This is a genomic window from Streptomyces sp. NPDC054813 (assembly GCF_053611365.1).
Genome location: NZ_JBSHAF010000006.1, coordinates 440,208 through 464,361, shown reverse-complemented (window position 1 = coordinate 464,361; position 24,154 = coordinate 440,208). Strand labels below are relative to the sequence as shown.

The window sequence follows — 24,154 nt, the reverse complement described above, 5'->3', positions numbered from 1 at the left end:
TGTGTGCCGCCGGGCGCGGGACTTGGGGGGCTGGCCGCCCCCCGGGGGGGTCCGCCGTTGTTTATACCCCCCCCCCCCCCCCCCCGGGCCCCGGGGAACTGCGCGTTACTTCAGCTTCGCCGACTGGGCCTTGATCACCGGGGTCGGTACCCTGTACGTCTTTCCGGCCATCATCGCCCCGATGTTCATCGTGAAGTACGTCGCGAGCGTGTTGCCGTGGCGTACCACCTCCGCGTGCAGGGGGCCCTTGTCGCCGTCCATGTCGGTGACCGCCGTGAACGCCACCGACTCGTCGCCGGTGCCCGAGGGCTTCGTCGCCGTGACCTTCGTGACCTTCTGCTCGTCGCCGGCCGCGCCGCCCGTGAAGCCGCTCGCGCAGTCCTTGACCGCTGTCGAGACGGCCTTCAGGGCCTGCTGCGCGCCGTTCCCGTCGTACGACGACAGGTCGAGGGACGTGACGTCCAGGTTCAGCGAGTCCTTGAGCGCGTCCTCGAACTTTCCGTCGGCCATGTCGTCGAGGGAGGTCGCGTCGTCGGTCGGGTCCTTCTTGTCCTCGCGGACCGTGCGGCCGATCTCCGCGGGCGCGTCGGCAGGCGCGAGGCCGGTGAGGACGTAAGCCAGCGGGCGGCACTTCTCGTCGCTCGCCTTGATCTTGCTCCGGGTCGGCGCGGCCGCGCCGATCGCGTTGACCTTGTAGCCGTTGACCTCGCCCTGCGCGAGGATCTGCTGCTTCAACTCCGCGGCACTCGACGCCTTGACGGTGGAGGCGGAGTCCGTGGTGGCGGACGGGTCCTTCGAACTCCCGTCGGAGCAGCCCGTGATGAGGGCGAGGGACAGTGCGCCGCCGGCGGCGAGGGTGCACATCCGCACGCCCGATGATCTCTTCATGAGAGGACTCTGAGTCCCCGGTCAAGGATCGGTCAAGTTGTTTAAAATTCCAGCCGTTCCCGGCGGACCGAATACACCACGAACCCGGCGCCGACGGCGAGGAAAAGGGTGCCGCCGATGACGTACGGCGTGGTGTCCGGGCTTCCGGTGTCGGCGAGTTGACCGGCGTCCCCGGTGGCCTCGGAGGTGGCCTCGGACAGTGCCTTGGCCTGCTGGGTGACCTGTGTCGCCGTACTCTCCGACGTGCCGGTTCTCGCCGGGGCGTCCTGGGACGCGTTGGCGGACGGGACGAACCACAGCGCACACAGGAGCGTGCCTGCGGCGGTGGCGGTCAGCAGCGGGCGGCGAACGGATGACACGGAATATCGATCCCCTTGTGACGCTGGCGAATTGGCCGTGTGGGGCGATGTTAGTGAAAATCGCGGGTCACGGGAAAGTCACGGGAGGTTTCGGCCGTACGCTCCCGGCATGAGCACTCCAGAGACATCACGTTTTGTACGACTTCGAGTAGAGCTGGTCATTGAAGTCGAGGACGCCGGCGAGGTCACCAAGGCCGCGCTGCAGCGGATCGCCGAGGACCCCGAGCTGCCCGGCGAGGAGCGTGCGCACGCCGAGACCGCTGTGACGGAAGACACCGCCGAGGCCCTCGCCTACCTCGTCGACCCGTTCGACCTGGTCAGCGAGGTGCCCGGAGTCGAGCTCCAGCAGGCCTCCTGGTCCAGCGAGCACGTCTCCTACGATCCGGATTCGCCGGACTGGGACCTCGACGGGGAGGATGGCGAGGGCGACGACGAAGAAGAGGACGGCATCGGCTGAGCGTTCTGGGGAACCAGTGACCCCGGACGGCAACCGCCGTCCGGGGTCTCGTCGTCTGAGACAGCGCACGGGCCGACCCCTGCCGCACCGCCCGCCCCGGCGGACGTGGTGTGCCCCACACCTCCCAGGAATGTGGAACGGGACGAAGCGGCCGTAGCGTTGAAGGTTCTTGACGGGGGCTCTCGGTGTGTTCGCGGACTCGGCAACGATGGAGAAGCGTGTGATGACGGACAGTAAGCGGCGCAAGGGCCTGATGGCCGCGTCCGCACTGCTCGGCGGTGTGCTGGTGCTCACGGCGTGTTCCGGAAGCGACGACAAGGCGTCCGGCAGCGGTGAGAGCTCGCAGGCCCAGTCGGACCAGGCGGCGGCGAAGAAGTCGTCCCAGGCCGACATCACGATCACGCCCAAGGACGGCTCCGACAACGCGTCCATCAACAACTCCGCGGCCGTCACCGTCAGCAAGGGCTCGCTCACCAGCGTGACCATGACGACGGCCGACGGCACCGCGGTCGCCGGCGCCCTGTCCGCCGACAAGACGACCTGGAAGCCCTCCGCCCAGCTGGAGCGGTCGACCACCTACAAGGTCGCCGCCGAGGCCAAGGACTCCGCCGGCCTGGTCGCCCACGAGAACGCCTCCTTCACCACGGTCTCCCCGGCCAACAGCTTCATAGGCACCTTCACTCCGGAGGACGGCTCGACCGTCGGCGTCGGCATGCCCGTGTCGATCAACTTCGACAAGCAGATCACCGACAAGGCCGCCGTCCAGAAGGGCATCACGGTCACCTCCAGCAGCGGCCAGGAGGTCGCCTGCCACTGGTTCTCCACCCAGCGCATGGACTGCCGGCCCGAGGACTACTGGAAGGAGAACTCCACCGTCACGCTGAAGCTCGCGCTCGACGGTGTGCAGGGCGCCTCCGGTGTCTACGGCGTCCAGCAGAAGACGGTCACCTTCCACATCGGCCGCAACCAGGTCTCCTACGTCGACGCCAAGACCAAGGAGATGAAGATCACCCAGGACGGCAGGACCGTCAAGGCCATCCCGATCTCGGCGGGTTCGCCCGAGAACAAGACGTACAACGGCGTCATGGTGATGTCCGAGAAGTTCAAGGAGACGCGCATGAACGGCGCGACCGTGGGCTTCACCGACAGCGACGGCAAGGGCGAGTACGACATCAAGGACGTGCCGCACGCCATCCGCCTCACCAGCTCCGGCACCTTCCTGCACGGCAACTACTGGGGCGCCAAGTCCGTCTTCGGCGCCGTGAACACCAGCCACGGCTGCGTCGGCCTGTCCGACACCAAGGGCGCCAACGACACCAGCACGCCTGCCTACTGGATGTACAGCCACTCGATCGTCGGTGACGTGGTGGTCATCTCCAACACCGGCGACAAGACCGTGGCCCCCGACAACGGCCTCAACGGCTGGAACCTGAACTGGGCAGCCTGGAAGGCCGGTTCGGCCGTCTGACGCACAGTCGCCACACAGCTGGCCGATGCCGCCCCCAGGGGCGGCATCGGTATTTCCTGGGCCCGCCACAGCCTTCTCATGCTTCTCTTATTTCGGCCTTATCGAGCCATCACGGTGCGTCCCTACCTTGCGGTCATGTTCTTCACCTACCTGAGGCGCGAACTGCGCCGCCGCAGAAAGGCGGCTCTCGTCGTCGCCTCCGGCCTCGCGCTGGGCATCGCACTGGTCATCGTGGTCAACTCCGTGTCCAACGGCATGGGGAAGGCGCAGGACAAGGTCCTCCAGTCGCTGTACGGCCTGGGTACGGACATGACCGTCACCAAGGCCGCGTCGGCGTCCACGAGCGCCTCCCAGCGGCCCCGCTTCAACTTCGACGCGCAGAACAACGGCTCGTCGAGCACGCAGAGCAGTGACCGCGTCATGGTGCAGGGTTTCACCACCCTCGCCTCCACCACCGTCACCAAGGTCGGCGGCCAGAAGGGCGTCGCGACCGCGGTCGGCGGGCTGAACCTCAACGTGGTCAAGATCAGCGGCCAGTTCACCCGGGGTCAGTTCCAGCAGAACCAGGGCTCCGGCGGCACCGGAGGCAGCCGCGGCGGGGGCGGCACCGGTCAGCCGCAGGGTGAGGTCCAGGGCGGCGGAGCCAACTTCGACGTCAACTCGTACACGGTCTACGGCACCGACGTCACCCAGACCGAGGTCGGCCCGCTGACCTCGTCGAAGATCACCAGCGGTCGTACCTTCAAGACGACCGAGACCGACGCCAAGGTCCTGGTCGCCGACTCGGCGTACGCCAAGGAGAAGAAGTACAAGGTCGGTTCGACCGTCACCATCAACAAGGTCAAGTACACGATCATCGGTATCGCGACGGCCGACAGCGGTGACGCGGCGGCCAACCTGTACATGCCGCTGAAGCAGGCGCAGACGCTGGCCGGCGAGAAGAACAAGGTCACCACGATCTACGTCAAGGCGACCGACTCCAAGCAGATCTCGGCCGTCAAGTCGACCATCCAGAAGAACGTCTCGGGTACGACGGTCACCACCTCCGCCGACCTCGCGGACACCGTCTCCGGCTCCCTCTCCACGGCGTCCTCGCTCGCCACCAACGTCGGCAAGTGGCTGTCCATCGCGGTGCTCGTGGCCGCGTTCCTGGTCGCCGGACTGCTGACCTCCTCGGCGGTCTCCCGCCGGGTCCGCGAGTTCGGCACGCTGAAGGCGCTGGGCTGGAAGTCCCGCCGGGTCACCGGGCAGGTCATCGGTGAGGCCATGGTCAACGGTCTGGTCGGCGGCGCCCTCGGCATCGCGCTCGGTCTGGCGGGCGCGTACGTCGTCACCGAGATCAGTCCGACCCTGGACGCATCCCTCGGCGGCGGCAGTGGCGGCGGCAACGCGGGCGCCGGTCCCGGCGGCGGTGGCGGCTTCGGCGGTGGCGGCGGTGGCGGCTTCGGCGGCGGGCGGCAGACCGCGAAGACGCTGGAGGTCGCCCTGACGGCACCGGTCAGCGTGACGACGATCGCGGTCGCCGTGGGGCTGGCGGTGGCCGGCGGCCTGATCGCGGGTGCGTTCGGCGGCTGGCGGGCGTCGAGGCTGCGGCCTGCGGACGCGCTGCGGCGGGTCGAGTAGTTGACGTCGGCTGCGGCTGGGGCGGGGGTGTCGCTCGCCCGCGCTTGCGGGTGCCGCTGCGCCCACCCGTGCCGCCCTGCGGCACGCCTGCCCGCAGCTGCGTAGCTGACGCGACTGCACCGCCCCGTAAGGGGCGCGGGGAACTGCGCGATCAGCCCCCACTCACCCGCGGCCGACAACGCACCCGCCCCACCCCAAAACCCTTCCAGGAGCCACCATGTACGAACTCAGAAGCGTCTCCAAGCTCTACTCCCGCGGCAAGGACACCGTCCGCGCCCTCGACGGCATCGACCTGACCATCTCCGACGGCGACCGCCTGGTCATCCAGGGCCCCACCGGCGGCGGCAAGTCCACCCTCCTGCAGATGCTCGGCGGCCTGGACCGGCCGACCTCCGGCGAAATCGTCCTGGACGGCACCGACCTGGCCAAGCTCTCCGAGACCAAGCTGACCCGGGTCCGCAGCGAGAACATCGGTTTCGTGTTCCAGTCCTTCAACCTGATCCCGACGCTCACCGCCCAGGAGAACGTCGAGACCGCCCTCGTCCCGCTCGGCGTCAAGGCCAAGGAACGGCGGGAACGCGCCGCCGAGGCGCTGACGTCGGTCGGTCTCGGCGAGCGCCTCGGCCACCTCCCCGGCGAGATGTCCGGTGGCCAGCAGCAGCGCGTCGCCATCGCCCGGGCCCTCGTCAAGCAGCCCAAGGTGCTGCTCGCCGACGAGCCCACCGGCAACCTCGACGAGGGCATGCGCGACGAGATCATGGACGTACTGGAGCGCATGTGGAAGGAGCACGGGCTGACCTTCATCATGGTCACCCACGACTCCGCCATCGCGAAGAAGGCCCCCCGGCTGGCGACCATCCGCAAGGGCAAGATCACCGTCAAGGAGAACGCGGGCGCGTGAAGTGCGTCACTGGCTGACGGCGCCTAGCACCGAACTCCCGCGCGCAACCGCGCAGTTGGGTAACAGTGTCCGCCCCGGCGCGTAACAGTTCTCCCGTACTTCTCTTACCGGTCTCTCATCTCTTGAGCCCGCTGATCACCCCCCGGCATACTCCGTATTCCGGGGGGTTGACGTATATGCGTACGGGACTGCCCCCGGCCGGGTGAACGGGGAATTCGCCCGGAACACCGTCTCCCAGGGGGAGTCTTGCGCAGACAAGTGAAAAGAGCCGCGGCGGCCACGGTGGCCACGGCGGCAGCCGTCGCTCTCGCCGCAGGCATGACCAGCCCGGCGTCGGCGAAGCCGGAGCAGCGCACCGCCGCGGCCGCCGCGGCCGCTTCATCGGTCGCCGGCAGGCACCACGTCACCCTGATCACCGGTGACCGGGTCGCCCTCGACGCCAAGGGCCGGGTCGTCGGCCTGGAGCGGGCCGAGGGACGCGAGCACATACCTTTCCAGATCCGCAAGGCCGACGGTCACACCCTCGTCGTCCCCGGTGACGCCGTCCGGCTGGTCGCCTCCGGCAAGCTGGACCAGCGGCTCTTCGACGTCACCGAGTTGAACAAGGCCGCGACCCGCAAGGCACAGAAGAACGGCCTGAAGGTCATCGTCGGGTACCAGGGCGCGGCCGGCGCCGCCAAGTCCGACGTCCGTGACGCCGGCACCCTGCGGCACAGCCTCAGGACGCTCAACGCCGACGCCGTGCAGACCCCGGTCAAGGACACGCCGGAGCTGTGGGACGCGGTCACCAACGGGGACAAGGCCGCCTCCGGCATCGCGCACGTCTGGCTCGACGGCGTCCGCAAGGCCAGCCTCGACAAGTCCGTGCCGCAGATCGGCGCGCCCAAGGCGTGGGCGGCCGGCTACAACGGCAAGGGCGTCAAGATCGCCGTCCTGGACACCGGTGTCGACACGACCCACCCGGACCTCAAGGACCAGGTGATCGAGTCCAAGAACTTCACCACGGCCGCCGACGCCTCGGACCACTTCGGCCACGGCACGCACGTCGCGTCCATCGCGGCGGGCACCGGCGCCAAGTCGCACGGCAAGTACACCGGTGTCGCGCCCGGCGCGAAGATCCTCAACGGCAAGGTCCTGGACGACACCGGCTCCGGTGACGACTCCGGCATCCTGGCCGGCATGGAGTGGGCGGCGGCCGAGGGTGCCGATGTCGTCAACCTCAGCCTGGGCGGCTACGACACCCCGGAGATCGACCCGCTCGAAGCCGAGGTCAACAAGCTCTCCAACGAGAAGGGCATCCTGTTCGCGATCGCCGCGGGCAACGAGGGCCCCGAGTCGATCGGTTCGCCGGGCAGCGCGGACGCCGCGCTCACCGTCGGCGCCGTCGACGGCAACGACAAGCTCGCCGACTTCTCCTCCACCGGCCCCAGCGCCGAGGGCACCATCAAGCCGGACGTCACCGCGCCCGGCGTCGACATCACCGCGGCCGCGGCCAAGGGCAGTCTCATCGACCAGGAGGTCGGCGAGAACCCGCCCGGCTACCTGACCATCTCGGGCACGTCGATGGCGACCCCGCATGTCGCCGGCGCCGCCGCGATCCTGAAGCAGGAGCACCCCGACTGGGGCTACCAGCAGCTGAAGGCCGCGCTGACCGGCTCCGCCAAGGGCGGCAAGTACACGCCGTTCGAGCAGGGTTCGGGCCGGATCGCCGTCGACAAGGCCATCAAGCAGACCGTGGTCGCCGACCCGGTGTCGGTCAGTTTCGGTGTGCAGCAGTGGCCGCACACCGACGACACCCCGGTCACCAAGCAGCTCACCTACCGCAACCTCGGGACCAAGGACGTCACCCTCAGCCTCTCGGCGAGCGGTACCGACCCCAAGGGCGCGGCGGCCCCGGCCGGCTTCTTCAAGCTGGGCGCGACCAAGGTGACCGTCCCGGCGGGCGGCACGGCCGCCGTCGACGTCACCGTGAACACCAAGCTGGGCGGCACCCTCGACGGCGCCTACTCGGCGTACGTCACGGCGACCGGCGACGGCCAGAGTGTCCGCACGGCGGCCGCGGTGCAGCGTGAGGTGCAGTCGTACAGCGTCACCGTCAAGCACATCGGGCGCGACGGCAATCCGACCGGTGTCTATGACACCGCGCTGCTGGGCTACTCGGGCCTCGGCGACGGTCGCGCCTTCACGGTGCCGACCGCGGACTCCGGGACGACCACGATCCGGGTGCCGAAGGGCACGTACCTGCTCGACGCCTGGATCGCGAAGGACTTCACCACCTTCGACGGCGGTCTCGACTGGCTGGTCCAGCCCAAGCTGAGCGTCACCCATGACCTCACGGTCACCGTCGACGCCCGCACCACCAAGGCGGCCGACATCACCGTGCCGGACGCGCAGGCGAAGCCGGGCTTCGCGACGATCGACTACATGTACGACCCGGCGGGCATCGGGTTCGGGGTCGGCTTCGACACCTTCGACAAGATCCGGATGGCCCCGCTGGGCGGTGAGGTCGCGAGCGGTCTGACCCAGACCTGGAGCGGCCAGTTCACCAAGGGCGACCGCGAGGAGTACGACGTCGCCACCAGCGCCCAGGTCAGGAAGATCCAGGGCGACAAGGTCCGGCACTTCAAGACCGGCGAGTTCGCCACGGTCAAGAACAGCCTCGGCGCCTCCGCTCCCGGCAAGACCGGCTCGGTCAGCCCGTGGGGCATCGTCGGCGAGGACATGGCGATGGGCGGTGCCGTGGAGCAGAAGCTGCCCAGCGCCCGTACCGTCCATGTCTCCACCGTCGACGGCGCCCTGTGGGGCTTCGACTTCACCCAGTTCAGCGGCCATGACGCCCAGGGCCTGCCGATCGCCGACGCCTTCTACACGAGCGACCCGCAGCAGTACAAGGCGGGCAAGAGCTACCAGAACACCTTCAACAGGGCGATCTTCGGCCCGCATCTGACCAACGAGTTCGGTCTGTACCGCGACGCCAACCAGATCTACGGCATCGTCCCGCTGTTCTCCGACAGCGCCAAGCACGCCGGGTCCTCCGACTTCCTGTCGGTGAACACCACCCTGTACCGCAACGGCACCAAGGTGGGCTCCAACAAGGACCCGCTGTTCGGCGGCGACGCCTTCACCGTGCCGTCCGCCGACGCCGAGTACAAGCTGACCACCTCGGTCATCCGCTCGGTCAAGGTCGCCGCCGCCTCCACGCGGATCGACGCGAGCTGGACCTTCCACTCGAAGAAGCCGGCCGGCGCCGCCCCGCTGGCCAAGCTCCCCGCCTCCACCGTCCACTTCGGCGCCAACACCGGCTCGGACAGCCGCGTCGCGGCGGGCAAGAAGGTCACCTTCCCGGTCACCGTCGAGGGCGCGGCCGCCGGCCGCAACCTGAAGTCCCTCTCGGTCTACGTGTCGTACGACTACGGCAAGACCTGGAAGAAGCTGACGGTCAGCCACGGCAAGATCACCGTCAAGAACCCGGCCAAGGGCAAGGCCATCTCGTTCCACGCCAAGATCGCCGACAAGAAGGGCAACAAGTCGACGATCTCGATCTACAACGCGTACTACGCCAAGTGAGCCGTAGCCGCGGAGCGGCCGGGCACCGGGTGGACCGCCACCGGGTGGACTGCTGCCGAGCGGCCGGCCGCTGAGTGGATCCACGGCGAGCGGCCCGTCGGAAGCGCGGCTTCCGGCGGGCCGTTCCTCATGCCCGGGGCCAGGTCAGGGGGCGGGGGCGACGCGGGTCGCGTCCGTGCCCCAGCTGGCCAGCAGCCGCAGCGCCTCCGCCGATGCCGAGCCCGGTTCCGCGTGGTACGTGACCAAGGACTGGTCCGGGTCGTCCGGCATCCGGAACGACTCGTAGCTGAGGGACAGCTCGCCCACCAAGGGGTGGTGCAGCCGCTTCACCCCGTGGCTCTTCTCCTTGACGTCGTGCGTCGCCCACAGCCGGCGGAACTCCTCGCTCTTCACCGAGAGCTCGCCGACCAGCGCGGACAGCCGGGTGTCGTCGGGAAAGCAGCCCGCGTCCATGCGCAGCAGACAGACGATGTCGATCGCCTTCTGCTCCCATTCGACGAAGAGATCGCGGTACTCGGGCCGCAGGAACACCAGCCGCGCCCAGTTGCGCTCCGTGACCGGCAGCTCCGACCAGTCACCGAAGACCGCGGCCGCCATCCCGTTCCACGCCAGGATGTCCGAGCGGCGACCCCCGATGTACGCGGGCACGCCGTCCATCGCCTCCAGCAGCTGCCCCAGGGCCGGACGCACCTGCTGCGGCCGCGCCGACGCCTTCTTCTTGTGCTGCTTGCCCTTGGCCAGGTGCATGAGATGCGCGTGCTCGGCGTCGGAGAGCCGCAGCGCGCGGGCGATCGCGTCCAGCACCTCCGCCGACACGTTCCGCCCGTTGCCCTGTTCGAGGCGCGTGTAGTACGCCACCGAGACCCCGGCCAGCTGGGCCAGCTCCTCGCGCCGCAGCCCCGGCACCCTGCGGTGCCGCCCGAAGTCCGGCAGCCCCACGTCGCCGGGGAGCAGCCGGGCCCGCCGGGTGCGCAGGAACTCGCTGAGCTCGGCACGCCGGTCCAGGGGCGGGGAGGGGGAGGTCGGGGGCTGCTCTTCCATACGTCCAGTATTCACGGTCGTACGCAGGGGAACCTGACCCCGCCAGTGGTAGGCACGCCAGACGTACGCAGAAGCGGGGGCTGGGTGGCGGACGTAGCGTGGAGGAGCCTGGATGTGTGCCCGGGAAGAAGGCGACCGGGTACGAACACACCCCTAGGAGAACCCCCCTCATGACCACTGTTGCTGCTTACGCCGCGCCCGCCGCGAAGGCCCCGCTGGAGCGGACCACGATCGAGCGGCGCGCGGTCGGTGAATTCGACGTCCTCATCGACATCGAGTTCGCCGGTATCTGTCACTCCGACATCCACCAGGCCCGCGAGGGCTGGGGTACGGCGATCTTCCCGATGGTGCCCGGGCACGAGATCGCGGGCGTCGTCTCCGAGGTCGGCCCGGGTGTCACCCAGTACGCGGTGGGGGACCGGGTGGGCGTCGGCTGCATGGTCGACTCCTGCCGTGAGTGCGACAACTGCAAGGCCGGTCTCCAGCAGTACTGCACCGGCGGCGGTCCGACCTGGACGTACAACGCCGTCGGCAAGGACGGGCAGCCGACCTACGGCGGCTACTCGCAGAAGATCGTCGTCGACGAGAACTACGTCGTCCGCATCCCCGACGGCCTCTCCCTCGACGTCGCCGCCCCGCTGCTGTGCGCCGGCATCACCACGTACTCCCCGCTGAAGCACTGGAACGCGGGTCCCGGCAAGAAGGTCGCGGTCGTCGGCCTCGGCGGCCTGGGCCACATGGGCGTCAAGATCGCCGCCGCCCTCGGCGCGGAGGTCACCGTCCTGTCCCAGTCGCTCCGCAAGAAGGACGACGGCCTGAAGCTGGGCGCCACGGACTACCGGGCGACCAGCGACCCGAAGACCTTCGAGGACCTCAAGGGCACGTTCGACATCATCCTCAACACGGTGTCGGCGCCGCTCGACTTCGACGCGTACCTGTCGCTGCTGCGCACCGACGGCGCGATGGTGAACGTCGGCATCCCGGAGGAGCCGGTGCACATCCTGCTCTCCTCCGTCTTCGGCAACCGTCGCGTCCTGAGCAGCTCCGGCATCGGCGGCATCCAGGAGACCCAGGAGATGCTGGACTTCTGCGCCGAGCACAACCTGGGCGCGGAGATCGAGCTGATCAACGCCGACCAGGTCAACGAGGCGTACGAGCGGGTCGTCAACAGCGACGTCCGCTACCGCTTCGTGATCGACACGGCCACGATCTGAGTCACCGTTTCTGCTTTCGGCCGAGGAGCCAGAGCAGATAGGGACCGCCGACCAGGGAGGTGAGCGCACCCACCGGGACCTCCAGCGGAGGTACCAGGGTGCGCGCCACCAGGTCGGCGGTCACCAGTACCAGGCCGCCCGTCAACGCCGAGCAGACCAGCGGCAGCTGAGGCGTTCGGGTGAGCCGCCGGGCCAGCTGCGGCGCGGTCAGCGCGACGAACCCGATCGGCCCGGCCGCCCCGGTGGCGGTGGCGGCCAGCACCACGCCGAGGAGCGTGAGGCCGAGGCGGGCCCGGTCGACGGGGAGGCCGAGGGCGGCGGCGGTGTCGGGGTCGAGCCCGAGGGGCCGCGCCACCCGGGCCGCCCACACCAGCCCCGGCAGGGCGACCAGCAGGACGACGGCGAGCGGCCCCGCCTGTTCCCACCCCCGGCCGTTCAGACTGCCGGTCAGCCACAGCTTGACCTGCTCGGCCGCGTCCAGCTCGCTGTCGGTGAGATACAGCTGGACGACGGCGGACAGCGCGACGCCGATGCCCACGCCGGTGAGCACGAAGCGGCTGGGCTGCATGCCGTGCCGCCAGGCGAGGGCGTACACGAGAGCGGCGGCGGCCAGTCCGCCGCCGACGGCGACGAGCGGCATCGCGCCGGGCGAGGCGACGGTTCCGGTGGCCAGCGCGAGCACGGTCGCGGCGGCGGCGCCGTGCCCGACACCGATGACGTCCGGGCTGGCGAGCGGGTTCCGGGTGACGGTCTGCACGAGCGCACCGGCGAGGCCCAGGCAGACACCGACGAGGGCGCCGAGCACGATCCGGGGGACACGCAGCTCGTTGACGACCAGGTCGTAGGGGGTGGGGGCGCCGCAGAGGGTGCGCCAGACGTCGGTGGGGGAGATGAAGGTCTGGCCGAGGCAGGCGGAGGCGGCCATCGCGAGGAGGAGGCCGAGGAGCAGGGCGAGGGCGACGATCATTGACCGCCGATGGAGGAGAAGGGAAAAGCGGGGGTTCGGCCGCAGCACTGTCACTGCGGGCCGGTGGGGGCTGGTCGCGCCCCGCGGCGGAGCCGCAGATCGGTACAGCCCCGCGCCCCTTACGGGGCGCTGCCCAGCCGCCCCCTCTTCAGCCACCCAGCTGCGGGCAGGCGTGCCGCTGGGCGGCACGGGTGGGCGCAGCGGCACCCGGGCGGCGCCGGTGAGCGTCCCCACCCCCTCGCCCCCACCCCGGGTACGCCTCACGCCACGGCCCCTTTCCTCCGTACCAGCCCCACCAGCACCGGCACCCCCACCAACGCCGTCATCACCCCGGCCGGCACCTCCGCCGGAGCCCGTACCACCCGGCCCAGTACATCCGCGGCGAGCAACAACCCCGCCCCCAGCAGCGCCGACAGCGGCAGCACGCGCGCGTACCCCCCGCCCCGCACCACCCGCCGCGCCAGATGCGGCACCACCAGCCCCACGAACGCGATCGGCCCGGCCGCCGCCACCGCGGAAGCGGTCAGCAGCGTGGCCCCCAGCGCCGCGCACCCCCGTACGACATGCACCCGATGCCCCAGCGCCCGAGCCGTCTCGTCGCCCAGTGCCAGCGCGTCGAGCCCCCTGGCACAGGCCAGCACCAGCCCCGCCCCCGCCACCAGGAACGGCAGCATCCGCACGACCGTCCCCGGGTCCCGCCCGCTGAGCGTCCCCACCTGCCAGAACCGGAACTCGTCCAGCGTGGCGGAGCTGGAGGTGAGGACGACCGTCGTGGCCCCCGCGGTCATCGCGGACAGGGCCGTACCGGCCAGCGCCAGCTTCACCGGGGATGCCCCGCCCCGCCCGCGCGAGGCGATCCCGTACACCAGGCACGCGGCGAGGACGGCGCCGGTGAAGGCGTACCAGACGTACGCCCCGAAGCCGTAGGCGGAGCCGCCGAGGACGATGGCGAGCACGACTCCGGCCGCCGCGCCCTGGCTCAGCCCGAGGATCCCGGGGTCGGCGAGCGGGTTGCGGGTGACCGCCTGGAGCGCGGCGCCGGCGAGGCCGAGCGCGGCGCCCGCGGTGAGGCCGATCTCGGTACGGGGCAGCCGCAGGGAGCGCACCACGAGCGCCTCGGGCGAGTTCCCGCCGTGCAGCAGGGCGTCGAACACCGTCGCCGGCGGTACCGCACGGGTGCCGACGGCGAGGCTGAGTACGGCGACGACGGTCACCACGAGGGCGGCCGTCGGCCAGACGAGGGCGCGGCGCACTTACCGGAGGCGCTCGGCGAGCTGCCGTACGACCAGACGCGCGGCGGTGGGACCGGCGTTGAGGTACCAGGGGTCGTCGTCGACCTGCACGGTGTGCCCGGCCTTGACCGCCTTCATGGACTTCCACAGTGGCCCGGCCTGGGTGCTCCCCGCGTCGGTCTTGGCGGCGTCGCCCTGCACGGAGTAGAAGATCCAGTCACCGTCGGCGACATCGACCTTCTCGGCGCTGATGTCCTGTGAAATGGCGTTGAACTGCTGGGACTTGGGGCGGGAGAGGCCCATGTCGACGGCTATCGAGCCGGTGAAGGAGGAGACGCCGAACATCCGGGTGCGGTCGGGCGTGAAGCGGACCATGGACACGGTGGTGGACGGGTCGAGAGCGGTGCCGCTCTTCCTCGCGTTGTCGACGATGTCGTCGAGGAGTTCCCGCGCCTCCTGTCCCTTCCCGACGGCGTCCCCGACCAGCAGCAGATCGCGCTTCCAGTTGATGCCCTGGCCGGCGGTGACCACGGTGGGCGCGATCTTCGACAGCTGGGGGTAGAAGTCGCCGAGCGAGTCGTTGACCAGGATCAGGTCGGGCTTGGCGGCGGCCAGCGACTCCAGGTTGGGCGCGTTGCGGGTGCCCGCGTCGGTCATCGCGGCGAGCTTCTGCTTGTCCTGCGGGAAGGCGTCGGCCAGGTAGTCGGGGACCAGCCCGGCGTTCTCGGCGCGGGTGCCGGCGGTCGGGACGATGCCGAGGGTGAGCAGGTCGTCGAGCTGCCCGGTGGAGAGCACCGCGATCCGCTTCGGCTGGGCCTTGATGGTGGTGCTGCCCTCGAAGTGGGTGACCGTGCGCGGGAAGAGGCCGTCGGTCTCGTTGTCCGAGCCCATGCCGTCGGCGAGGGCGCTCGGCGCGGCGGAGGGGCCTTCGGAGGCGCCGGCGACCTTGTTGACGGTTCCGTCGGCGTGCGACGTCCCGGCATCGTTGTCGGAGGCGGAGGAGCCGCAGCCGGCCAGCAGGCCGCCCACCACGGACACGGCGGACATCGCCAGGACGGCCTTCATTCTCGACGCACGCACAACCAGGTCTCCCGATCAATGGCTAAGGCAAGCCTTACCTTAACCGGTGCCGGGAGTACGTTGGACAGGAGGAGGTCCCACGATGACCGTGAACCTGAACCACACCATCGTCGCCGCCCACGACAAGCACGCGTCGGCCAGGTTCCTCGCCGACATCCTCGGTCTTGAAGTCAGCCCGGAATACGGCCCGTTCGTCCCGGTGGCGCTGCCGAACGGCGTCACCCTCGACTACCTGGACAGCCCCGGGAACATCCCGCCGCAGCACTACGCCTTCCTGGTCTCCGAGGACGACTTCGACGAGATCTTCACCCGCGTCCGGGACGCCGGCCTCACCTACTGGGCCGACCCGCACCACAGCCGCCCCGGCGAGATCAACACCAACGACGGCGGCCGCGGCACCTACTTCGACGACCCCAACGGCCACCGCCTGGAAATCCTCACTCGGCCCTACGGCAGCGGCGCCTGACCCAGCGGCACGGACTCCCCGGGCGCGTACGACCGTACGACCGCACCCGCCCCGTCACCGGCGGACGGCCGTACGACATGCACGCGCCCACGGCCGCCGACCAGCCCCCGCTCGTCCGCCACCGTCAGCACGGTGTTCTCGTCGACCGCGACGCCGTACGGCACCCAGCCGTGCGCCACGGCCGCGACCAGCCGGCCCAGCGTCCCCCACTGCGCCGCGTGCACCTCCACCGCGAAGGGCGCCAGGCCGAGACCCGGCCGGACCTCGACCCCGTCCAGATCCTCGGCGGTGTCCGGCGGACAGACCGGCACGCCGTCCACCAGCCAGCCGCCGACCACGGCCCGCCGGGCGGCGAGAACGGCACCGGCGGAGAACCCGGCGTACGGGATGCCGTGCTCGGCGAGCACCTCGGGCAGCAGTTCCAGACAGCCCGCGAACGCGTCCTGGTAGGCAGGCGTGAGCCCACCGCACACCAGCACCCCGTCCAGCCCGTCCTTCAACGACCCGGGTTCGAACCGCCCTCCGACCGGCACGAGCAGCGGCACCGGAACGCACTCCCCGGCGGCCCGCAACGCCCCCGCGTACCGCCCGAACTGCTCCGCCCCGTCCCCCTCGTCGACGATCACACACCCGATACGACGGCTGCCCGCACCCGCGGCCCGCAGCAGCGGCCCGTACACCTCGGGAGCGTGCCAGCCCCCACCGACGAGAAAGATCCCGCTGCTCGGTGCCCCGAGCTCGCCGCCACGGTGTCGGGTGCTCACCCCCGCAGGCCCTTGATCCCGTCCTGCGCGGCCATGACCAGCTCGATGGCCCGGTTGTCGGTCGCCGGTTCGCGCATCTGGTTCGTCACGTAGGCGATCGCCATCCGCTCGTCCGGGTCGACCCAGACCAGCGCGCCGCCCCAGCCGCCCCAGCCGAGGGCGCTGCCGAAGAGGCCGTAGCCCAGGCCGTAGCGGGAGGGCATGCCCAGGACACGGTCGTCACCGTCGAACTGCACCTCCCTGGCCCGCTCGCACCCCGCCGGCGACAGCACCCGCACCCCGCCGACGGTTCCGCCACAGGCGAGCAGGGACTGCACGAGGGCGATGGCGCGGGCGTTGCCGAAGCCGCTGGCCGCGGGGATCTGGGCGCGCCGCCAGGCGAGGCTGTTGCCGTCGCGGACGCGCAGAGTGGCGACGCCGGCGCGTTGCGCGTCGCTGTCCCGCGCGCCGGCCGCGTACTCCTCGTCCCTGCCCGGCGGCGGCACGGTGAGCGCCACCCGCCGGTCGTGCTCGGCGCCCAGCCCGATATGGAAGTCCGCACCCAGCGGGCCGGCCACCTCGGCGGCGAAGAACTCGCCCAGGCTCCGCCCGGTGATCCGGCGCACCACCTCACCGACGAGGAACCCCTGGGTGAGGGAGTGATACCCGGCCGCCGTCCCCGGCTCCCACTGCGGAGCCTGCCCGGCGAGCCGGGCCGTGGCCGTCGTCCAGTCGTAGAGCTCCTCTGTCGGCCCTTCCCAGTCGGGCAGCCCGGCGGTGTGCGAGAGTAGATGCCGTACCAGCACGCCCTCCTTGCCCGCCGCGGCGAACTCGGGCCAGTACCGTGCCACCGGCGCGTCGGGATCCAGCTCACCCCGGTCGATCAGGACGAGCGCGCACAGGGCGGTCATCGTCTTGGTCACGGAGAACACGTTGACGATCGTGTCCCGCTCCCACGGCACGCTCCGCCCCGCGTCGGCGAACCCGCCCCACACGTCGACCACGGGCTCCCCGTCCACGAAGACGGCGACGGCACCTCCCACATCCCCCTCGTCCAGCAGCCCGGAGAGCATGGTGGGCACAGCGGCGAACAGCTCGTCGTAGGAGCCATGAATGTCGGCCATACGGGCCATTCAGCCCGCCGCCGCACGACGAACGCAACCCAATTCCCGGCACGGATCCCAGGCGACCTCGGCCGCCCCGGTCCCGGCAGAACCAGCCGGTGGGTCACCCGGCTCGATCCCCGCTCCGGCGGGTCCGTGACCTCGGCGACGACGGCCGCGCGGCCGGTCGGGCGGGTGCGGAATCGCGCGGGGTCCTCGCGCGTTGTGGGGAGTGGGCGCGGGACGCCGGTGATGTGCGAGCCGAACAGCCCGAGTGACCGAGCTGACAGAAATTGGAGGGTCCGTAATGGCTGCGCAGACGCAGAGGGCCGTGCTGGCGGGCGGATGCTTCTGGGGGATGCAGGACCTGATCCGCCGGCTCCCGGGCGTGACCGGGACCCGGGTCGGATACACCGGGGGTGACGTGCCCAACGCGACGTACCGTAACCACGGCACGCACGCGGAGGCCATCGAGATCCTCTTCGACCCCGAGAAGACCGACTACCGCGCGATCCTGGAGTTCTTCTTCCAGATCCACGACCCGAGCACCAAGAACCGCCAGGGCAACGACATCGGCCTCAGCTACCGCTCGGCGATCTACTACGTGGACGACGAGCAGAAGCGGATCGCCGAGGACACGATCGCGGACGTGGACGCCTCCGGACTCTGGCCGGGCAAGGTCGTCACCGAGGTGGAGCCGGTCGGTCCCTTCTGGGAGGCCGAGCCCGAGCACCAGGACTACCTGGAGCGTTACCCGGACGGCTACACCTGCCACTTCCCGCGCCCGGGCTGGCGACTGCCGGCCCGCACGGAGGGCTGACCGCGGGCCGGCCCGCCGCACAGGCCACCCCGGTCGGGGGGGCCTGCGCGGCCGTGTGACCCATCGGCCGTCGCTTACCGTCCGATGACGGGTCGGCCCGCCCCCCAGGCCCCGCTGACCAGGGCGTGGACGGCGTGGGGAGCGGGGTCACGTCGCGGATGGCCACCGTCCACTCGTCCGCGGAGCGTCCTACGGCCTCGCCGGAGAGCCCCCGTTGCAGGGACCGGGCGGAAACAGCCATTCCATCGGGGCCGGATGCCGGTGTGCCTGCCGGGGTACAGGCCGGGCGTCAGGCTTTCAGCCGCTCCCGGTCTCCCATCACCACGACGGGGTGAAGGCGGGGATCGAGGGTGCTCAGCAGGGTCTTCATGCCGGACTCGGGAACGGTGACGCAGGCAGACGTGCCGTCGCCGTGGTCCAGGTGCAGCCATATGCCGCCGCCCCTCTCCACTCCCTGGGGACGGTTCCAGTCGAACGGCGGGACACCCTTGAGCCGGTTGTAGTCGATGGCGATGACGTAGTCGAAGTCGTGGGCGTGGTCGTCGCCGTCCTCGGTCATGGACGCGAAGGCGTTGTCGTCGTACCAGTAGCGCAGGCGGCTGCCCGGATCCTCGAGATTCCCTCCCGCGTCCGTCAGGGAGAACGCGCCGACGGGACTGCGCTCGTCGTCCATGCGATGGTCGGTCGTCCAGCCCAGCCTGCCGTTGTGCGCGGGCCAACTGCCCTTACGTTTCCAGGCGGTGCCCTGTTTCTCGTAGAGCACGACGGTGCTCTCGGCGGAGTCCGGGCCGTCGCCGTAGACGACCACGGCCTGGTGGGCGTTGGCCGGTACGCGCTTCCACATGCGGCTTCCGACACCCGGAACGCGCGGGCCCGCTTCCGGGCCGGGGGAGCCGTGCGCCGCCGGGTTGTTGACGCCCGGGGCACCGACCTGACTCAGGTGCCCGCCGGCTCCGGCGCACGCCGCGGTGCCGGCCAGCAGGACACCGCAGGCAAGCGCCGCGGATATGGCATGACGTGCGCCGCCGCGCCGCGCCGGCAGAGGACGGGGTCGTATGACAGTAGATGTCCGCATGACCAGGATCCTGTGGCGGAATGACCCCGGCACGCATCTCGAAGACGGCATCCGGCCTAGCGGCCACGCCGAGCCGGGCACCTTCGCCCCCGGGCGACGTGCCGACCACGGCGCCGGGCCCGTCACCGGCCTGGTCACGGCTGTTCGGACCGCCTGGGCCGCCCAGGCCGCAGTACCCGCCCGGGTTTTTCGTGTCGGAAGTGTCAAGACCTGCGGATGGGGGTCGCACCGACCCAGCGGTGGTAGGCGGCTACGTCGACGTTGCTGCCACACACGATGGTGACCACGTGCCGGCCGGCGAAGCGGTTGCGGTCTTCGAGGATCGCCGCGATGCCGAGCGCGGCCGACGGTTCGACGACGAGGCCGGCGTGGTCGTGGAGCATCCGCATGCCGGTGATGATCGACGCCTCCTGGACCAGGACGGCGTCGTCGGCGACGAGGAGGAGGTCGTCCAGGACAGCCGGGATGGGGCGCCGGCCGGCGACGCCGTCAGCGATGGTGTGGGCCGCGTCGGTGGTGACGACGCGCCGCTGGTGCCACGAGTGGGTCAGCGCCGGTGCACCCAGCGGCTGCACGCAGATCACCTCGACCTCGGGCGCCAAGGCCTTCAGCACATGACCGACACCGGTGGCCAGCGCTCCGCCGCCGAGAGCGATCAGGACGGCGTCGAACGACGGCGCGCTGCCGACCAGTTCCAGGCCGATGGTCGCCGCACCCTCGCAGGTCTCGATGTCCAGGCTGTCCTCGACCAGCCGGATGCCGTCGTACCGCGCGATGGCCGCCGCCCGCTCGCGAGCCAACTCGTGGTCGCCGTCCACCAGCTCCAGCCTGGCGCCCAACGCACGGATGCGGTCGAGCTTGGCCACGGTCGCGGAGCGGGATGCCACGACGGTCACGTCGAGCCCGCGGCCGCGACCGGACCAGGCGAGGGCCTGGCCGAGGTTGCCCGCGCTGGCGCACACCACGGGTGGCGAGCCGTTTTCGGCGAGCAGGCTCGCGATTACCTCGGTGCCACGGCCCTTGAAGCTGCGGACCGGGTTCGCCGTTTCGAGCTTGATGCTCACCGTGCACCCGAGGCCGGGTTCCAGCGCCTCGCAGCGGTACAGCGGAGTGTCGAGAAAAACCGGGTCGATCACCCGGCGAGCCGCCCGGATCCGATCGGTGTCGAGGCGCGTCTCCGGCATGACACAGCAGCGTAGCGCCGTCGTCACCGTCCCCTGTGAAAGGAGGCCCCGCGCCCGGTACCGGTCCTCGGCACGGCTCCCAGGTGCCGGGGATCTCCCTTACCTGAAGGTCCAGCGTGACCCCTACGCTTTTTGGCGCCCGCACCATCACCCTCCCTTGGCCGGACCGGAGTCGGTTTCCGGCGAGCGATGGCCGCCCCTTCAGTGACTGAGCAGGAAGCTGATGAATTCGTCGAACTCGGTTTTGTTGGAGCTGGAGATGTAGCGCTTGCCCCGCAGCAGCACCGGGATGTGGTCCGGCTCGGCATCGGCCAGCAGCAGCGGGATGGTCACGGTGGAGGAGTCACCGCTCAGCTCACGGCTGAGGACGCCGCCGTATTCCGCCCGCGCCCACTCCCCTTGGGCACTCTTGCTGATGCAGGCCAGCAGGTAGCGACTGCGGCGCAGTCCCGCGTCGATCTTCTCGGGGATGCTGTCCCCGGGACTGATCTGCTCGCTGTCCAGCCAGTACGTGACCCCTCTCCCGGCCAGCGCCTTGGCGAGACTTTTCACGTCCTCCCTGGTGTCCGACGTGTGGCAGAGGAAGACGTCATACGTGAAGTCCTCCTTGGCCGGCCGGGAAACCGCCGCGACGAACGGCAACCGGGTCCGCTCCACGGACCAGGACTTGGCGAGCACCCCCGCGCCGTAGAACTTGACCACCCCCGTGTGCCCGGCGAAGGGCACGTGGGGGCAGGTGGCCATCAGCTCGTAGGTCCGGTCCCCGGCCCGGATCTCCCCGCGCATCCGCCCGGAGAAGAACTCCAGTGTGAAGCGGTTGTAGCCGCGCTCCAGCCGGACCGGTTCGGGGAGTTGGGCGACGCGGGTGAGCTGGCCCTCCTGGAACACTCCGAATCTGGCGATCGTGGTCTCCTCGGACATGTCCTGCGGCGCCGTGTAGAAGGTCACGAACGTCCAGGCCAGGTCGGCGCGGCAGACCAACCCGGCGCCCACCGCCCGGCGTTCGGTCAGCCGTATGTCAGCGGAGACGGAGCCGTTGAGAACCGGGGCGACGGCGAGGTCGACCGCGTACGAAGCCGCGTACGGGCCCATCCCACCGCCGTGCCCAGTGATCATCCGATCGCCGATCGGTGTCCAGTCCGCGCTACTGGAGACGTGCCAGTTGCTCACGGAGAGCCTCGCGCTTCTGCTCCAGGTCCGTCTGATTGCCGGGAAGTCGCGCGATCAGGGCGTCGGCGACACCGATCGCCCGCACCAGCAAGGAGATCTCGACGTCCTCGTCCATGTAGCCCACGTCGTGATACCCCATGGCACCGCGCTGTCCTTCGTGGCGCATACCCTTGCGCCACACCAGAACGAGGTCCTGCACCTCGGGCTCGCCGGCGTATTCCTGCGCCAGTTCGGCTACCAGCATCCCAGCTTCGCTCATGCTGCTTCGACGGGCCAAGTGGAGTTGCTCCACGCCCGCGCGCGTCCAACCCAGTGCGTCCCCCTGCCGAAGCACTTCCGCCTCGGCCCACCGCACACGCGTCACCTCGGCCTCCAGCATCTCCTTCAGACCGCCGAAGTCCCCGGACTCCATGCCCTTGAGCATCTTCTCCTCGGTCTGGGAGGAGCGGTACATCTCCACCACGCTGCTCACCAGAGCGTGTACCGGCGTGGTGACCACATCCGCCTGCGGGGCCAGCGTGACGTCCGTCGTCGCCGACTTCACCTCGTCGGTACCGTTGTACAGCGTCGCCCCCAGCGTGAACCGCGAGTCCGTCACCTGCGCCGGGTCGATCTCCAAGCGCACCGCGAAGTTGAAGATGTCGTTGCCCCTCAGCTGGCGCAGTCCGTAACGGCGGGAGACCTTACGGAGCGAGTTCAACTCCTCGCTTACGCTGACGCCCGGGGGGAGGCTCAACTCGACCTTGGGCCGATCGAGGACGACAGTCAGGGCGTTACGGAACTCCTCCTCCAGGATGCTGTCGATACCGGACTCGGCGATGTACCAGAACCGTCCTCCCGAGGCGGTGGCGATTGCCTCCAGGAGGTCCTCCTGGAAGTCGCTGTCCCTGCCGACCCCGATGGTCGAGGTGGTGATCCCCTCGTCCCGGGCGCGTGCGGCCACCGCCGCGAGAGCGGACTTCTTGGTTTCGCCCATGTTGGCCAGTCCGTCCGAGAGAAGGATCAGCCGGCCGTAGTGCTCGTCAGTCATATGGCTCTGCAGTTCCAGCAGCCCCTGGTACCAGCCGAGCGAGAGGTTGGTGAGACTGCCCGGTTGGATGGCCTTGATCCGCTGCTCGACCTGTTCCCTGGGCGTCTGCGGATTGATCACCACCTGGGTGCCGTCGTCGAACACGACGACGGTGAAAAGATCGTCGTCCTTGATCCGTTCGAAGATTTCCAGGCAACTGCGTTTGGCCGTCTCGAGTTTTCCCTGGTCCGTCATGCTGCCGCTGCCGTCGATGACCAGGCAGAGGTTCATATGCCCGCTCGACTTGCTGGTGCTCTCGGCGGTGCGGCACCTGACCTCGATCGCCACGTCGAATTCGGTCACCGCGTCGTTTCGGGCGGCCGTCCTCTCGGGCAGAACGAGGATTTCAATTCCTTGATCGTCCATGGTGATTCCCCCTAGGTCCAATAGGGAAGCACACTGACGGGGCTCTGCGGAGGCAGTACGAGACCTTTGATGGGGAACGTGAGTGTGCCCAGACCCGCGCGCCTTTCTCGGGCGGCGAGGGAAGGCGGGCCGAAGTGTCGTTCCATGGCGGGACCTTCTGACTCCCTTACCGGCGAGCCCGTGTTGCCATGTACCCCATCGGCCGCCGGTTCAACAATGCGGACTTGATAATGATGTGAGGCATCAGGCACTCGCGTGGTCGGTGTGCTGCTTCCTGTGTCGATCTTCAGTGGACCGGCGACCGTCCGTTAGGCTCTGGTCGCCACAGAGGTCCTGATCTTCACGGAGGGCAGCACGGCGGGGATCAACCGAGAGCGCCTCGTCAGAACGCTGACGTTCTGGCTGCGTCCCGCCTTCGCGTTGCGGGTCATCAACCGGTTTCAGAAGATCGTGGGTTTCGACCGCTCGATGGCCCTGGCATCCAGCGCCTTGACGACGTTGATCCCGCTCTCCATCCTCGTCAGTGCCGTCTTGAGCAATTTCGTGCACTACGACGCCGCAGAGCGGATCATCAAGCGCTATCACCTCACTGGAGCAGGCGCCACCGCTGTCAACTCCCTGTTCTCGCCCGCCGAAGGCACCAGTGCGAGCGTGGGCGTCTTCGGGGCCGTGTTTCTGACGATCTCGGTGTTGAGTTTCGCGCGTGCAGCACAGCGGCTCTTCGAACAAACGTGGGACCTCAAGCCCCTCAGTGTGCGCAACACGCGCAACGGCTTGTGGTGGATCCTTGCCTTCGGCGGCTACGCAGTGGCGATTGCGTTTCTCTCCGCGCCCCTTGGCGGGGGTGCGCTGCGGGTGGCCTCCCTGCTGTGTGAGGTACCGGTGACCGCTGCCTTCCTGGTCTGGAGCGGCTGGATCTTGTCCGCGAAGCGGATCAAATGGCCGGACCTGCTTCCCTTCGCCGTCGCGGGCGCCGTTCTGACGGTGACCTATTCGATGGGCGCGAAGTTCTATATGCCGCATCTCTTCAACTCCTCCGTCGAGCGCTACGGAGTGGTCGGAGCCGTCTTCGCAATGGTCTCCGCCCTCTTCACAGCCATGCTCGTCCTTGTCGCATCAGCGGCACTGGGACGAGAAGTACGAGACGAGCTCGGCCGGATCGGTCGGGGCCACCGCCCGTCGGACCACGAAGTCCGCCAGGAGTGGGACAGCGTGGTCGAGCAGACCAGGTCACGGTGGCGCACGGCACGCGAACAGGTCTCTCGTCATCAGATCAAGGGCTGAACCACCGACAGGCGCGGCCGGCCGCGGCCCACATGCACGTGCCCGGCGTCATCAGCCAGGAAAGAGGCGGCGAACGC

General features: G+C 69.7%; 21 protein-coding genes. 9 read left to right on the top strand and 12 right to left on the bottom strand.

The annotated features are described in order from the left end of the window. Nucleotides 1-105 precede the first annotated feature (105 nt). Together ACWGJB_RS15315 and ACWGJB_RS15310 are read right to left on the bottom strand one after the other, a co-directional pair. Entirely contained in the window at nucleotides 106-888 is a 783-nt protein-coding gene (locus ACWGJB_RS15315; RefSeq protein WP_453380625.1) for a hypothetical protein, read from the bottom strand. A 41-nt stretch (nucleotides 889-929) separates the two neighbouring features. Continuing rightward, nucleotides 930-1,247, bottom strand: a complete 318-nt coding sequence (locus tag ACWGJB_RS15310) for a hypothetical protein (RefSeq protein ID WP_453380624.1) — start codon at nucleotides 1,245-1,247, stop codon at nucleotides 930-932. 109 nt (nucleotides 1,248-1,356) lie between these two features. Here ACWGJB_RS15310 and ACWGJB_RS15305 point away from each other — a divergent pair, with 109 nt between their 5' ends. The 5 genes from ACWGJB_RS15305 (at nucleotide 1,357) to ACWGJB_RS15285 (ending at nucleotide 9,263) form a co-directional block, all read left to right on the top strand. Further along, nucleotides 1,357-1,704, top strand: coding sequence for a hypothetical protein (locus ACWGJB_RS15305; RefSeq protein WP_453380623.1), 348 nt, complete (start codon nucleotides 1,357-1,359; stop codon nucleotides 1,702-1,704). 223 nt (nucleotides 1,705-1,927) lie between these two features. Beyond that, nucleotides 1,928-3,172, top strand: coding sequence for a L,D-transpeptidase (locus ACWGJB_RS15300; RefSeq protein WP_453380622.1), 1,245 nt, complete (start codon nucleotides 1,928-1,930; stop codon nucleotides 3,170-3,172). Nucleotides 3,173-3,307: 135 nt separating this feature from the next. Continuing rightward, complete coding sequence (locus ACWGJB_RS15295) at nucleotides 3,308-4,795, top strand: ABC transporter permease (protein WP_453380621.1); 1,488 nt, start codon at nucleotides 3,308-3,310, stop codon at nucleotides 4,793-4,795. A 217-nt stretch (nucleotides 4,796-5,012) separates the two neighbouring features. Then, nucleotides 5,013-5,696, top strand: coding sequence for an ABC transporter ATP-binding protein (locus ACWGJB_RS15290; protein ID WP_453380620.1), 684 nt, complete (start codon nucleotides 5,013-5,015; stop codon nucleotides 5,694-5,696). A gap of 246 nt (nucleotides 5,697-5,942) precedes the next feature. After that, a complete protein-coding gene (locus ACWGJB_RS15285; protein WP_453380619.1) occupies nucleotides 5,943-9,263 on the top strand; it encodes a S8 family peptidase in 3,321 nt (1,106 codons plus the stop codon). A 144-nt stretch (nucleotides 9,264-9,407) separates the two neighbouring features. On the opposite strand, the gene ACWGJB_RS15280 is transcribed toward ACWGJB_RS15285, so the two are convergent. Next, on the bottom strand, nucleotides 9,408-10,304 hold the full coding sequence (locus ACWGJB_RS15280; protein WP_453380618.1) for a helix-turn-helix domain-containing protein: 897 nt from the start codon (nucleotides 10,302-10,304) through the stop codon (nucleotides 9,408-9,410). A 170-nt stretch (nucleotides 10,305-10,474) separates the two neighbouring features. Here ACWGJB_RS15280 and ACWGJB_RS15275 point away from each other — a divergent pair, with 170 nt between their 5' ends. Further along, complete coding sequence (locus ACWGJB_RS15275; RefSeq protein WP_453380617.1) at nucleotides 10,475-11,518, top strand: NAD(P)-dependent alcohol dehydrogenase; 1,044 nt, start codon at nucleotides 10,475-10,477, stop codon at nucleotides 11,516-11,518. Between the two features lies 1 nt (nucleotide 11,519). Here ACWGJB_RS15275 and ACWGJB_RS15270 read toward each other — a convergent pair whose 3' ends face one another. From ACWGJB_RS15270 to ACWGJB_RS15260, 3 genes are all read right to left on the bottom strand, one after another. Then, a complete protein-coding gene (locus ACWGJB_RS15270; protein ID WP_453380616.1) occupies nucleotides 11,520-12,485 on the bottom strand; it encodes a FecCD family ABC transporter permease in 966 nt (321 codons plus the stop codon). A 260-nt stretch (nucleotides 12,486-12,745) separates the two neighbouring features. Further along, the gene (locus ACWGJB_RS15265) at nucleotides 12,746-13,738 is read right to left on the bottom strand and encodes a FecCD family ABC transporter permease (RefSeq protein WP_453380615.1); all 993 of its coding nucleotides are present in this window, start codon (nucleotides 13,736-13,738) and stop codon (nucleotides 12,746-12,748) included. Continuing rightward, nucleotides 13,739-14,797 (bottom strand): ABC transporter substrate-binding protein, encoded by a 1,059-nt coding sequence (locus tag ACWGJB_RS15260; RefSeq protein WP_453380614.1) that lies wholly within the window; start codon nucleotides 14,795-14,797, stop codon nucleotides 13,739-13,741. It lies immediately after the preceding gene. An 82-nt stretch (nucleotides 14,798-14,879) separates the two neighbouring features. Between ACWGJB_RS15260 and ACWGJB_RS15255 the strand changes: the two genes are divergently transcribed. Further along, nucleotides 14,880-15,263 (top strand): VOC family protein, encoded by a 384-nt coding sequence (locus tag ACWGJB_RS15255; protein ID WP_453380613.1) that lies wholly within the window; start codon nucleotides 14,880-14,882, stop codon nucleotides 15,261-15,263. On the opposite strand, the gene ACWGJB_RS15250 is transcribed toward ACWGJB_RS15255, so the two are convergent. Together ACWGJB_RS15250 and ACWGJB_RS15245 are read right to left on the bottom strand one after the other, a co-directional pair. Further along, nucleotides 15,245-16,027, bottom strand: coding sequence for a hypothetical protein (locus tag ACWGJB_RS15250; RefSeq protein ID WP_453380612.1), 783 nt, complete (start codon nucleotides 16,025-16,027; stop codon nucleotides 15,245-15,247). The genes ACWGJB_RS15255 and ACWGJB_RS15250 overlap by 19 nt on opposite strands. Beyond that, the gene (locus tag ACWGJB_RS15245) at nucleotides 16,024-17,130 is read right to left on the bottom strand and encodes a serine hydrolase domain-containing protein (protein WP_453380611.1); all 1,107 of its coding nucleotides are present in this window, start codon (nucleotides 17,128-17,130) and stop codon (nucleotides 16,024-16,026) included. Before ACWGJB_RS15245 ends, ACWGJB_RS15250 begins: the two co-directional genes overlap by 4 nt. 286 nt (nucleotides 17,131-17,416) lie before the next feature. Between ACWGJB_RS15245 and msrA the strand changes: the two genes are divergently transcribed. Further along, a complete protein-coding gene (gene msrA / locus ACWGJB_RS15240; RefSeq protein ID WP_450754624.1) occupies nucleotides 17,417-17,929 on the top strand; it encodes a peptide-methionine (S)-S-oxide reductase MsrA in 513 nt (170 codons plus the stop codon). Nucleotides 17,930-18,218: 289 nt separating this feature from the next. Here msrA and ACWGJB_RS15235 read toward each other — a convergent pair whose 3' ends face one another. From ACWGJB_RS15235 to ACWGJB_RS15220, 4 genes are all read right to left on the bottom strand, one after another. After that, the gene (locus ACWGJB_RS15235; protein ID WP_453380610.1) at nucleotides 18,219-18,773 is read right to left on the bottom strand and encodes a hypothetical protein; all 555 of its coding nucleotides are present in this window, start codon (nucleotides 18,771-18,773) and stop codon (nucleotides 18,219-18,221) included. 434 nt (nucleotides 18,774-19,207) lie between these two features. Then, the gene (locus ACWGJB_RS15230; RefSeq protein WP_453380609.1) at nucleotides 19,208-20,188 is read right to left on the bottom strand and encodes a threonine ammonia-lyase; all 981 of its coding nucleotides are present in this window, start codon (nucleotides 20,186-20,188) and stop codon (nucleotides 19,208-19,210) included. A 201-nt stretch (nucleotides 20,189-20,389) separates the two neighbouring features. Continuing rightward, a complete protein-coding gene (locus ACWGJB_RS15225; RefSeq protein WP_453380608.1) occupies nucleotides 20,390-21,304 on the bottom strand; it encodes a toll/interleukin-1 receptor domain-containing protein in 915 nt (304 codons plus the stop codon). A gap of 28 nt (nucleotides 21,305-21,332) precedes the next feature. After that, nucleotides 21,333-22,793 carry a vWA domain-containing protein gene (locus tag ACWGJB_RS15220; protein WP_453380607.1) on the bottom strand — a complete coding sequence of 487 codons (1,461 nt, stop codon included), beginning with the start codon at nucleotides 22,791-22,793 and terminating at the stop codon, nucleotides 21,333-21,335. A 420-nt stretch (nucleotides 22,794-23,213) separates the two neighbouring features. Here ACWGJB_RS15220 and ACWGJB_RS15215 point away from each other — a divergent pair, with 420 nt between their 5' ends. Then, a complete protein-coding gene (locus ACWGJB_RS15215) occupies nucleotides 23,214-24,077 on the top strand; it encodes a hypothetical protein (RefSeq protein ID WP_453380606.1) in 864 nt (287 codons plus the stop codon). Nucleotides 24,078-24,154 lie beyond the last annotated feature (77 nt).

Bases quoted from the DNA above. Each gene is read 5' to 3' on its own strand.
- ACWGJB_RS15230 (WP_453380609.1), bottom strand. From the start codon at position 20,188: ATGCCGGAGACGCGCCTCGACACCGATCGGATCCGGGCGGCTCGCCGG.
- ACWGJB_RS15220 (WP_453380607.1), bottom strand. From the start codon at position 22,793: ATGGACGATCAAGGAATTGAAATCCTCGTTCTGCCCGAGAGGACGGCC.
- ACWGJB_RS15275 (WP_453380617.1), top strand. From the start codon at position 10,475: ATGACCACTGTTGCTGCTTACGCCGCGCCCGCCGCGAAGGCCCCGCTG.
- ACWGJB_RS15305 (WP_453380623.1), top strand. From the start codon at position 1,357: ATGAGCACTCCAGAGACATCACGTTTTGTACGACTTCGAGTAGAGCTG.
- ACWGJB_RS15245 (WP_453380611.1), bottom strand. From the start codon at position 17,130: ATGGCCGACATTCATGGCTCCTACGACGAGCTGTTCGCCGCTGTGCCC.
- ACWGJB_RS15280 (WP_453380618.1), bottom strand. From the start codon at position 10,304: ATGGAAGAGCAGCCCCCGACCTCCCCCTCCCCGCCCCTGGACCGGCGT.
- ACWGJB_RS15235 (WP_453380610.1), bottom strand. From the start codon at position 18,773: ATGTGGAAGCGCGTACCGGCCAACGCCCACCAGGCCGTGGTCGTCTAC.
- ACWGJB_RS15255 (WP_453380613.1), top strand. From the start codon at position 14,880: ATGACCGTGAACCTGAACCACACCATCGTCGCCGCCCACGACAAGCAC.
- msrA (WP_450754624.1), top strand. From the start codon at position 17,417: ATGGCTGCGCAGACGCAGAGGGCCGTGCTGGCGGGCGGATGCTTCTGG.
- ACWGJB_RS15300 (WP_453380622.1), top strand. From the start codon at position 1,928: ATGACGGACAGTAAGCGGCGCAAGGGCCTGATGGCCGCGTCCGCACTG.
- ACWGJB_RS15290 (WP_453380620.1), top strand. From the start codon at position 5,013: ATGTACGAACTCAGAAGCGTCTCCAAGCTCTACTCCCGCGGCAAGGAC.
- ACWGJB_RS15270 (WP_453380616.1), bottom strand. From the start codon at position 12,485: ATGATCGTCGCCCTCGCCCTGCTCCTCGGCCTCCTCCTCGCGATGGCC.
- ACWGJB_RS15295 (WP_453380621.1), top strand. From the start codon at position 3,308: ATGTTCTTCACCTACCTGAGGCGCGAACTGCGCCGCCGCAGAAAGGCG.
- ACWGJB_RS15315 (WP_453380625.1), bottom strand. From the start codon at position 888: ATGAAGAGATCATCGGGCGTGCGGATGTGCACCCTCGCCGCCGGCGGC.
- ACWGJB_RS15225 (WP_453380608.1), bottom strand. From the start codon at position 21,304: ATGATCACTGGGCACGGCGGTGGGATGGGCCCGTACGCGGCTTCGTAC.